2 tRNA genes and 2 rRNA genes are annotated in these 3,628 nt (G+C 48.6%); all 4 read left to right on the forward strand.

Features of this window, described 5'->3' with window-relative positions:
• Positions 1 to 60, forward strand: a 16S ribosomal RNA gene (locus tag HYG89_RS15695); the annotation flags it as partial.
• A 61-nt stretch (positions 61 to 121) separates the two neighbouring features.
• Positions 122 to 198: transfer RNA gene (locus HYG89_RS15700), tRNA-Ile, on the forward strand.
• Positions 199 to 268: 70 nt separating this feature from the next.
• Positions 269 to 344: transfer RNA gene (locus tag HYG89_RS15705), tRNA-Ala, on the forward strand.
• Positions 345 to 717: 373 nt separating this feature from the next.
• A 23S ribosomal RNA gene (locus HYG89_RS15710) occupies positions 718 to 3,610 on the forward strand.
• Positions 3,611 to 3,628: the final 18 nt, after the last annotated feature.

A 3,628-nucleotide genomic window follows, 5' to 3' on the forward strand; every position in this document is an offset into this window, starting at 1 on the left:
ACTGGGGTGAAGTCGTAACAAGGTAGCCGTAGGGGAACCTGCGGCTGGATCACCTCCTTAACGAAAGATTGACGATTGGTAAGAATCCACAACAAGTTGTTCTTCATGACGATGTATCTGAGGGTCTGTAGCTCAGTTGGTTAGAGCACACGCTTGATAAGCGTGGGGTCACAAGTTCAAGTCTTGTCAGACCCACCATGACTTTGACCTAGATTGAATAAATCAAGTTACAGGAATTGAAGATATATCGAATCACAGATGATAAGCTGGGGACTTAGCTTAGTTGGTAGAGCGCCTGCTTTGCACGCAGGAGGTCAGGAGTTCGACTCTCCTAGTCTCCACCACGTACTTATTGAGTATGGGTATAAGCTAAAGATTACAGAATTTAGTAAGTATAAGCTTATTAAGTTCTGTGATTTAAATATCACAGTATTTAGTGCGGTCTGACGAAGACGCATTAATTCATTAACAGATTGGCAAAAATTGAGTCTGAAATAAATTGTTCAACTCATTTAATTCAAGATTGACAGTAATGCTTCGGTGTTACGGTTTAATTACGAATTGAAATGAGAACTAGCAAATTAACTGAATCAAGCGTTTTGGTATATGAATTTAGATTGAAGCTGTACAGTGCTTAAGTGCACAAAGCAACAAACTGTGGGCGCAAGCCTGTTGTTACACTCACTTGTAAGTGTTAACGACTGTTTGGGGTTGTATAGTCAAGTAATTAAGTGCATGTGGTGGATGCCTTGGCAGTCAGAGGCGAAGAAAGACGTGATAGCCTGCGAAAAGCTCCGGGGAGGCGGCAAATATCCTTTGATCCGGAGATTTCTGAATGGGGAAACCCACCTACCTTAAGGTAGGTATCGTATGATGAATACATAGTCATACGAAGCGAACGCGGGGAAGTGAAACATCTCAGTACCCGTAGGAAAAGAAATCAATTGAGATTCCCTCAGTAGCGGCGAGCGAAAGGGGAAAAGCCCATTAAGTTATGTGTGTTTTAGTGGAATGCTCTGGGAAGTGCAACCATAGTGGGTGATAGTCCTGTACACGAAAGGGCACACATAATGATGACGAGTAGGGCGAGGCACGTGAAACCTTGTCTGAATATGGGGGGACCATCCTCCAAGGCTAAATACTCCTGACTGACCGATAGTGAACCAGTACCGTGAGGGAAAGGCGAAAAGAACCCCTGTGAGGGGAGTGAAATAGATCCTGAAACCGCATGCATACAAGCAGTGGGAGCCAACTTGTTTGGTGACTGCGTACCTTTTGTATAATGGGTCAGCGACTTATATTCAGTAGCAAGGTTAACCGAATAGGGGAGCCGTAGAGAAATCGAGTCTTAATAGGGCGTATAGTTGCTGGGTATAGACCCGAAACCGGGTGATCTATCCATGAGCAGGTTGAAGGTTGGGTAACACTAACTGGAGGACCGAACCCACTGTCGTTGAAAAGCCAGGGGATGACTTGTGGATAGGGGTGAAAGGCTAATCAAACTCGGTGATAGCTGGTTCTCCCCGAAAGCTATTTAGGTAGCGCCTCGGACGAATACCATTGGGGGTAGAGCACTGTTTCGGCTAGGGGGTCATCCCGACTTACCAAACCGATGCAAACTCCGAATACCAATGAGTACTATCCGGGAGACAGACTGCGGGTGCTAACGTCCGTAGTCAAGAGGAAAACAATCCAGACCGCCAGCTAAGGCCCCAAAATCATAGTTAAGTGGGAAACGATGTGGGAAGGCATAGACAGCTAGGAGGTTGGCTTAGAAGCAGCCACCCTTTAAAGAAAGCGTAATAGCTCACTAGTCGAGTCGGCCTGCGCGGAAGATGTAACGGGGCTAAAACTATGTGCCGAAGCTGCGGATGTATACATTGTATACGTGGTAGGGGAGCGTTCTGTAAGCCGAAGAAGGTGGATTGAGAAGTCTGCTGGAGGTATCAGAAGTGCGAATGCTGACGTGAGTAACGACAAAACGGGTGAAAAACCCGTTCGCTGAAAGACCAAGGGTTCCAGTCCAACGTTAATCGGGGCTGGGTGAGTCGACCCCTAAGGCGAGGCCGAGAGGCGTAGTCGATGGGAAATTGGTTAATATTCCAATACTTCAGTGTAATGCGATGAGAGGACGGAGAAGGTTAAGTCAGCCTGGCGTTGGTAGTCCAGGTGAAAGGAAGTAGGCATGCATCTTAGGCAAATCCGGGGTGCTCTATGCTGAGATCTGATAGCAAGCTGTACTTGTACAGTGAAGTGGCTGATACCCTGCTTCCAGGAAAAGTCTCTAAGCTTCAGTTACACTGGAATCGTACCCGAAACCGACACAGGTGGTCAGGTCGAGTAGACCAAAGCGCTTGAGAGAACTCTGCTGAAGGAACTAGGCAAAATGGTACCGTAACTTCGGGAGAAGGTACGCTGTTGATGGTGATAGGACTCGCTCCTTGAGCTGTCGACAGCCTCAGAAACCAGGCCGCTGCAACTGTTTATTAAAAACATAGCACTCTGCAAACACGAAAGTGGACGTATAGGGTGTGATGCCTGCCCGGTGCTGGAAGGTTAATTGATGGGGTTAGCGTAAGCGAAGCTCTTGATCGAAGCCCCAGTAAACGGCGGCCGTAACTATAACGGTCCTAAGGTAGCGAAATTCCTTGTCGGGTAAGTTCCGACCTGCACGAATGGCATAATGATGGCGGCGCTGTCTCCAGCAGAGGCTCAGTGAAATCGAATTCGCCGTGAAGATGCGGTGTACCCGCGGCTAGACGGAAAGACCCCGTGAACCTTTACTGCAGCTTGACATTGAACTTTGACCTTACTTGTGTAGGATAGGTGGGAGGCTTTGAAACTTGGACGCTAGTCCGAGTGGAGCCGTCCTTGAAATACCACCCTGGTAATGTTGAGGTTCTAACTCTGTCCCGTTATCCGGGACGAGGACCATGTCTGGTGGGTAGTTTGACTGGGGCGGTCTCCTCCTAAAGAGTAACGGAGGAGTACGAAGGTGCGCTCAGCGTGGTCGGAAATCACGCGTAGAGTATAAAGGCAAAAGCGCGCTTAACTGCGAGACCCACAAGTCGAGCAGGTACGAAAGTAGGTCTTAGTGATCCGGTGGTTCTGTATGGAAGGGCCATCGCTCAACGGATAAAAGGTACTCTGGGGATAACAGGCTGATACCGCCCAAGAGTTCATATCGACGGCGGTGTTTGGCACCTCGATGTCGGCTCATCTCATCCTGGGGCTGAAGCAGGTCCCAAGGGTATGGCTGTTCGCCATTTAAAGAGGTACGCGAGCTGGGTTTAGAACGTCGTGAGACAGTTCGGTCCCTATCTACCGTGGGCGCTGGAAATTTGAGAGGATCTGCTCCTAGTACGAGAGGACCAGAGTGGACGAACCTCTGGTGTACCGGTTGTGACGCCAGTCGCATCGCCGGGTAGCTATGTTCGGAAGGGATAACCGCTGAAAGCATCTAAGCGGGAAGCCTACCTCAAGATAAGATTTCCCCGAGGCTTTATGCCTCCTAAAGAGCCGTTGAAGACTACGACGTTGATAGGTTGGATGTGGAAGCATAGCGATATGTGAAGCTGACCAATACTAATTGCTCGTGAGGCTTGACTATACAACACCCAAACAGTTG

The organism is Acinetobacter sp. SwsAc5 (assembly GCF_013391485.1).
In the GTDB taxonomy this organism is placed as follows: Bacteria; Pseudomonadota; Gammaproteobacteria; order Pseudomonadales; family Moraxellaceae; genus Acinetobacter; species Acinetobacter towneri.